Source organism: Streptomyces sp. NPDC002265 (genome assembly GCF_040296125.1).
Classification (GTDB): domain Bacteria; phylum Actinomycetota; class Actinomycetes; order Streptomycetales; family Streptomycetaceae; genus Streptomyces.
In genome coordinates this window covers 1-6,621 of record NZ_JBEOWS010000449.1, presented here as the reverse complement: position 1 = coordinate 6,621, position 6,621 = coordinate 1, and the positions used below count along the sequence as shown (strand labels likewise).

General features: G+C 70.0%; 7 protein-coding genes. 2 read left to right on the top strand and 5 right to left on the bottom strand.

Annotated elements, in window-relative coordinates; genetic code table 11:
* Window positions 1-347: 347 nt before the first annotated feature.
* Both ABT085_RS42140 and ABT085_RS42135 read right to left on the bottom strand, forming a co-directional pair.
* Window positions 348-1,574: a chitinase gene (locus ABT085_RS42140; protein WP_351621154.1), complete on the bottom strand. Its 1,227-nt coding sequence runs from the start codon at window positions 1,572-1,574 to the stop codon at window positions 348-350.
* Between the two features lie 252 nt (window positions 1,575-1,826).
* Window positions 1,827-2,672, bottom strand: coding sequence for an SDR family oxidoreductase (locus ABT085_RS42135; protein ID WP_351621151.1), 846 nt, complete (start codon window positions 2,670-2,672; stop codon window positions 1,827-1,829).
* 146 nt (window positions 2,673-2,818) lie between these two features.
* On the opposite strand from ABT085_RS42135, the gene ABT085_RS42130 reads away from it, so the two are divergent.
* Window positions 2,819-3,208, top strand: coding sequence for a winged helix-turn-helix transcriptional regulator (locus ABT085_RS42130; protein WP_351621148.1), 390 nt, complete (start codon window positions 2,819-2,821; stop codon window positions 3,206-3,208).
* 143 nt (window positions 3,209-3,351) lie between these two features.
* On the opposite strand, the gene ABT085_RS42125 is transcribed toward ABT085_RS42130, so the two are convergent.
* Window positions 3,352-4,245 carry a LysR family transcriptional regulator gene (locus ABT085_RS42125; protein ID WP_351621145.1) on the bottom strand — a complete coding sequence of 298 codons (894 nt, stop codon included), beginning with the start codon at window positions 4,243-4,245 and terminating at the stop codon, window positions 3,352-3,354.
* Window positions 4,246-4,467: 222 nt separating this feature from the next.
* Between ABT085_RS42125 and ABT085_RS42120 the strand changes: the two genes are divergently transcribed.
* Window positions 4,468-5,406, top strand: a complete 939-nt coding sequence (locus ABT085_RS42120; RefSeq protein WP_351621157.1) for a DMT family transporter — start codon at window positions 4,468-4,470, stop codon at window positions 5,404-5,406.
* A gap of 452 nt (window positions 5,407-5,858) precedes the next feature.
* Here the strand turns inward: ABT085_RS42120 and ABT085_RS42115 are convergent, their stop codons facing one another.
* Window positions 5,859-6,320: a GNAT family N-acetyltransferase gene (locus ABT085_RS42115; RefSeq protein ID WP_351621142.1), complete on the bottom strand. Its 462-nt coding sequence runs from the start codon at window positions 6,318-6,320 to the stop codon at window positions 5,859-5,861.
* Window positions 6,321-6,453: 133 nt separating this feature from the next.
* On the bottom strand, window positions 6,454-6,621 hold a 168-nt coding region (locus tag ABT085_RS42110), incomplete at its 5' end, for an aggregation-promoting factor C-terminal-like domain-containing protein (RefSeq protein WP_502982786.1).

Genomic DNA, 6,621 nt, shown 5'->3' with positions numbered 1-6,621 from the left:
CGTGGTGCCTGGCGACGTCCTCAAGACAACCAGCCCCGACCGATGTCCGCAATGACCCCTTTTACTAGTTGTGGCCGCATTCGGGCTGTCGGCGCCCTGTGTGAGCTGGCTCTCAATCCCCAGGTCAGGGCATGGGTCCGCTGCTAAACCTGTCCCTTTCCGTCGACTATCGCGGGTAGTGGGTGACGTGGGTCATGTGGGGTGCTTCACCGGTTCCGCGACACTGCGTGCACAGGAGCTCACGGAGCGGGCGGGGGAGATGTGACCGCGGTCTCGAATGTGCCGAGGGGATGGCGCCACCCGGGTCTCGGGTGACGTCATCCCCTCAAGAGGTGTGGGTGGGACTGTCAGCAGGTGCCCTCGTCCTGCCACGGACCCCAGTCGACGCCGGTCGGCGTCTCGTTCTGGGTCCACCACTTGGCTTTCCAGTTGTGGTTGTTGTACGAAGCCTCGTTACCGGCGGTGTAGACCGTGGCCGCGTTCCAGGGCGTCTTGCAGCCGCTGCCCGGCGGTGTGGGCGTGGGGGTCGGTGTGGGCGTCGGGGTGGGTGTGCCGGTGGGCGGGGTGGCGCCGGCGAACTTCACCGAGTACTTCGCGAAGTCCCACGAGTTCTGGGTCACGCTGGAGCAGGTGCCCGACGTGCGGCCGCCGTTGTCGGCGGGGGAGCACTGGCGGTCCCGGTTGAGGGACCAGAAGGTGAAGCGGTCCATGTTGTGGCTCGTGGCGAAGTCCAGCACCGTCTGGAAATCGGCCTGCGAGAAGTACTCGCCCGTGTCGCTGCGGCCGTTCATGCCCGAGAAGCCCTCATGGGCGTACGCGGTCGCCTGGTCCCAGCCGAACGTCGACTGAAGGATCGTGTTGAAGTTGGCGAGCGCGCTGGTCTGGGATGCTGCGCCGTTGAAGCCGCCGTCGAACGGCATGATGGAGAAGTTGTTCGGGGTGAAGCCCTGCGACTTCGCCTCCAGCAGCATCTGCTTGCCGAACCAGCCGGTGCCGTCCGCCGTTCCGGCCGTGGTGACGGACACGTACAGGCCCGGGTTGTTCTGCTGGAGGATCTTGGCGGCGCCGATCTCGTTCCTGACGGCCGCCGTGTTCTCGTACTCCGGCTCCTCGAGGTCGAAGTCGATGGCGTGCAGGCCGTACTTGGTGATGACCTGCTGGTACGCGGCAGCTGTGGCGGTCGCGTCCGAGCAGGCCTGGCCGAGCTTGGTGCCGCCGTAGCCGCCGATCGAGACGGAGACGTCACCGCCCTTGGCGCGGATGGTGTTGATGACCGACTGCACGGCGGTGTCCGAGGACACCGCCGACGTTCCGCCCCAAGTGGGCGAGCAGCCGCCGCCGTTGGGGGCGAGGATGAACGCGAGCTGGAACGCCTTGAGGCCGGTCGCGTCCATGATCGTGGCCGCGTCCGGCGGATCGTTGTCCGTCGGCATCAGGTAGGGGGCGGCGGCGTACCACCGGTTGCTGAGCGCGGCGGTCGCGCCCGAGGCGCTGCCGGCGACGAGTGCGGTCGCGCCGGCCGCGGCCAGGCTCACGGCGGCTGCCGCGCCCAGACATGCGCGAAGACGTCTCACTGTGCCTCCAGAGGGGTGGGGGAAGCCCCAGCTTCCGGGCACTGTCGCGATCACGTCAATCATGTTGGACTAGACCAGACGACTCTTTGGTCTGGACCAGAGGAAGAGTTTACCCAAGTGCCGTTTCCCGCCCGCTACTTGAGCGTCAAGCCGGGAACGAATCGCCTACGGCGGGCGGAGTTGTCTGCGAGCTTCGGATCGATGCCCCGAACTCGCCCTGGCCGAAGACGGCGGATTCAAATGAGGGCGGATTCATCGGAAGGCGGCGATGTGGCGCCGAGCCCAGTCGGCGAAGGCGCGGGGTGCGCGGCCGAGGACCCGCTGGACATCGGGGCTGATGCGCTGTTCCGCGGGGGTGGGTTCGCCGAGGATGGTCAGCGTCGTCTCGACCACGGGCTCGGGCATGAACCGGAGCATCTGCGCGCGGGCTTCGTCCCGGGTCTGCTCGATGAACCGGACGGGTTCGCCGAGTGCGTCGCCGATAGCCTGCGCCCGTTCGCGGGGCGTGTCGAGTGCGGGCCCGGTCAACTCGTAGATCCGTCCCGTGTGGCCGTCCTCCCGCAGGGCTGCGGCGGCGACCTCGGCGATGTCGTCCGGGTCGATCGTCGGCAGGCCGACGTCGGCGAACGGTGCGGCGACGGTCCTTCGGGTACGCACCGACTCGGCCCAGGCGTACGCGTTGGAACTGAAGCCTCCGGGCCGCAGGATCGTCCAGGCCATGCCGGACTGCCGGACGGCGTCCTCGATGGAGCGCGCGGTGTCCCCGTGCGAGGCCGACCCGGGCCGGGTCGCGACCCCCTGGGAGGACAGCAGGACGACTCGGCCGACGCCGCCGGCCTTGGCCACGTCGAGGATGTCCTGCGGGTTCAGCAAATGCGCGCTGGGGCCCCCGTTCTGGAGGAACAGTGCGTCGGCACCGTCGAACACGGGCCGCAGGCTCTCGGGGTCGACCAGGTCCGCCCGCCTGTGATCGACGCGCTCCGGTACGTCCGCCGCCGAGATCCCTCGGCATGTCGCGGTCACCTGGACACCCGCCGCCGCGAGGGCCTGTACGAGCGAACGGCCGACGTTGCCGGTTGCCCCCGTCACTACAAACATGAACAACTCCCGTGTCGAACAAGCATGGTTGTCACGCCCGGGCGGGCGGGACCGTCGCGCGGAGCCGTGCTCCGGACGACACGAGGACGCTAACAGCGCCGATATAGTAGGTACCTAGAGGAAAGTGACTATCCCGAGGGGTACACGTGGCCGGTGAAACCGACGGGGTGGCTACTGCGGTCGACCCTCAACTCGCCTGTCCGACCAGTGCGGTCGTGGACATCGTGTTCAGCCGGTGGACCACGCCGATCCTGTGGACGCTCAACGCGCACGGGCGGCAGCGCTTCGTCGAGCTGGAACGACGGATCGGCGCGATCACGCCGAAGGTGCTGACCCAGCGGCTGAGGCAACTGGAGCGCGACGGCATGGTCGTACGGACGTACCACCCGGAGGTCCCCCCTCGGGTCGAGTACGAGATCAGCGAACTGGGCCGCAGTCTTGCCCCGCTCTTCGCGCACCTCGCCGGCTGGGCCGCCGCCAACCTGGACAGGGTCGAGCAGGCCCGGCACGACTACGACACCGATCCAGCCAGATAGCGCGTCGGCGAAAGGCCCGTCGGGTCCGGGCGGGGCGTCGCGTCGCCGACGGGCGTGCGGCTCATGCGATCTTACCTTCTCGAGTGCGTCCGGTGAGTTCGCGACTCTGGGACTGCGCAGGTGGGCAGGGCGGCACCGGGCCCTCAGGCGGTGGTGGCAGCGTCCCGCAGAGCGGTCAGCAGACTGTGCAGGGCCGGCTGCTCGAAGGAGATCTCCCGTACGGCTGCCGAGATCACCCGGACCGGCTCGGGGTTGCGGACCGGGCGTACGACGACGCCGGGGTTCTGGCTGCGCAGCCCCAGCCGCGGCATCAGGCCCACCCCGAGACCGGCCGCGACGAAGCCCTGGGCGGTGGCGTAATCCTCGCTCTGGATGACGAAGTCGGGGCTGAAGCCGGCCGCCGCACAGGAGTCGAGCACCGGTTCCAGGCAGGGGCCGGGCGGCTCGCTGCCGACCCACTGTTCGCCGGACAGCGCGCTGAGGTCGATGACCGCCTCGGTGGCGAGCGGATGGCCCAGGGGCAGTACGGCGGCGTAGGGGTCGTCGAGGAGGTGCACGAGCCGGAAGCCGTCGCCGACGCGGCCGCGTGCCTGGACGACCACGGCCAGGTCGGCCCGCCCCTGTGTCACTTCCCGGAACGGGTCCTCGGGGTCGGTGAGTTGAAGGTCGACGCGGACCCCCGGGTGCTCGGCGCGCAGCCGGGCCAGGGCGGGGGCCACCAGTGTGGACCCGGCCGTGGCGAAGTAGCGGACCGCCAGGTGTCCGGTGCGTCCGGCGCGGAGGTCGGCGAGGGCGGTCTCCGCCTGGGCGACCGCCGAGCTGATCAGGGCCGCATGCTCGGTGAGCAGCAGGCCGGCGGCCGTGGGCCGCACTCCACGGCCGACGCGTTCGAGCAGCGCCGTACCGGCCTGCTTCTCCAGCGCCGCCACCTGCTGACTGACGGCTGACGGTGTGTAGCCGAGGTGGGCCGCGGCGGCGGTGACCGTACCGCTGGTGACCACCGCGCGCAGGACCTGGAGTCGTCTCACATCAAGCATGTAGCAGAGCTTAACGGAATAGGTAGAACCTTTCGCTTGTCCTCAAAGCTCGGCTCAGGCACCTTCGAGTGACCGGGACCGAGGGGCCTGCTCCCGGGACCGAGGGGCCTGCTGCCGGGACCGAGGCCGAAGGAGCCCGCTGGACCGACCACCCGGCCGGCCGGCGAACCGAATGGGAGGAAAGCCATCGTGAACAGCGGTACATGGCGCTTGTGGGGCGGAATGCGGGTGGTCGTGCTGGCGCTGCTGTGGGGTTCGACCTTCCTCTGGACAGAGCTGGCGCTGCGCGGACTCTCCCCGCTCCAGGTCACATTCGTCCGCTGTACCCTCGGCGCGCTCGTCCTCACTGTCGCCTGCTACGCGACAGGCCGGAGCATGCCCCGCGGCCTCACCGTATGGCGCCACATCGCCGTCGCGGCCTTCTTCTGCAACGCGCTTCCGTTCGCGCTGTTCAGTCTGGGCCAGCAGACGGTCGACTCGGGTCTCGCCGGAGTCCTGAACTCCACGACCCCCATCTGGTCGGTCGTCCTCGGTCTGGTCCTCGGCTCGGAACGCGGACTTCGGCCCGTCCGGCTGGCGGGCCTACTGCTCGGTTTCGCCGGCACGGTCGTCATCTTCGCCCCCTGGCGGACGGCCGGGGCCATCGGCTGGGGGGCCCTCGCCATCCTCGGCGCGGCCGCCACCTACGCCGTCGCGTTCACGTACATGGGCCGCACGCTGGTCCGAAGGGGCACCCCCACCATCTCCCTGTCCGCCGCCCAGCTCGTCGCCGCGAGTGGACTGACCGCCGTCATGATGCCGATCGGCGGCCTGGAGTCGATCGACCCCGGTCCGACCGTCCTGGTCGCGGCCGTCGTCCTCAGCGTCCTGTGCACCGCGACCACGTTCCACCTCACCTACCGGATCATCAACGACGAGGGTGCCACCAGCGCGGCCGTGGTCGGTTACCTGCTGCCGGTGGTCTCCGTTCTCCTCGGCGTGGTCGTCCTGGGCGAGCACCTCAGTGGCCGGGTGGTGCTGGGCATGGCCGTGGTCCTCGTGGGCGTCGGGCTGACACGGGCGAACGGAACGACGACCGCGTCTCCGGCTCCGGTCGGCGCGACGGCAGCGGAAGGCACCTCTGCGGCGGGCGACAACGCGTCCCGCGCGATGGCCACATGAGGGGGTCTCCCGGCCGGAGGCAGCACCGTCGACGGCGCCTACCGGCGGATCGAGATCGACGAGGCGGCAAGGGCCTGTCCTGTGCATCAAGTCGCAGGAAAGCAGCGGTGTCGTATCAGCCGAGGTGAGCGGGGTCATGGGGGTGCCCCCGGCTCGAGCGAAGCCGAGAGCTGGGGGAGCGTGCAGATGTAAGGCGGAGGAGGGAGTCGACGCGGTGGGGGCACCTCCCGGCCGAAGGCTGGGGGACGTCGGCGAGTGACGACAACGCCGCTGGGGTTCCCCCTCCAGGCCCCGCGTCTGCGGCAGGATCCGCCGGACAGGCCTTGGCCTGCACCTGAGCGCGGTCGACGGCGGCGTCCGGGTCGGCCGGCTCGGCAGTCCGCCGCCTCTCCCTCGCCAGGGCTCAGGTCCGCAGGCTCCGGCACGGCCGGTGAGGCCCGCCCGGTGGTCGTTCAGGGCTGCACGGCGTCGAACGGTAGAGCGCGGCGGAAGACGACCATGGCCTGGCCGGGGCCGTTGTAGTCGTCGACCGTCTGCGCGTCGAAGCCGAGGCTGCGATGGAACGCGATCGACCCGGTGTTGCCGAGGGAAGTGATCGCCTTCAGCCGCAGCGCGCCCTGTCGCTGCGCGGCGTCGGCGAACGCCGCGTACAGACGGCGTCCGAGCCCGGTGCCGCGGGCGTCGTCGCGGGTGGCGATCAGGTGTACGTACCCGGTGCCGGTCGGGGTGACGAACCCGAGGATGTACCCGTGAATCCCGTCCTCGGCGCGGGCGACCAGGCAGGTTTCACCGAACTCCTGCACCAGCGCCCGAAGATGCAGGGGCCGGAGGTCGCGCTCTCCCCAGTACCGGTGGTGGTCGGCGAGAACCTGGTGGAGCTCAGCCATTCCGGCCGAGGTGATCTGTGTGCGCATGACATGCAGCATGGCAGGAGCTCCGGCCCGGGAGGGAAACGCCCGAAGGCGGCGGCCCCGGGGTCGGGGGCCGCCGCCTTCGCGGATGGCGCGCTCAGGTAGGCGCGCCGGGGGTGACTGGCTGATCGGTGGATCAGTACCAGTGGTGGGTCTGCCAGAAGTCCCAGGCCTGGGCGGGGCTGCCGTAGCGGGAGTTCATGTAGTCCAGGCCCCACTTGATCTGGGTGGCGGGGTTGGTCTTCCAGTCGGCGCCGGCGGTGGCCATCTTGGAGCCGGGCAGGGCCTGGACGAGGCCGTAGGC

Coding starts and splice junctions, on each gene's coding strand:
- ABT085_RS42135 (WP_351621151.1), bottom strand. CDS start 2,672: ATGTTTGTAGTGACGGGGGCAACCGGCAACGTCGGCCGTTCGCTCGTA.
- ABT085_RS42125 (WP_351621145.1), bottom strand. CDS start 4,245: ATGCTTGATGTGAGACGACTCCAGGTCCTGCGCGCGGTGGTCACCAGC.
- ABT085_RS42120 (WP_351621157.1), top strand. CDS start 4,468: ATGCGGGTGGTCGTGCTGGCGCTGCTGTGGGGTTCGACCTTCCTCTGG.
- ABT085_RS42115 (WP_351621142.1), bottom strand. CDS start 6,320: ATGCGCACACAGATCACCTCGGCCGGAATGGCTGAGCTCCACCAGGTT.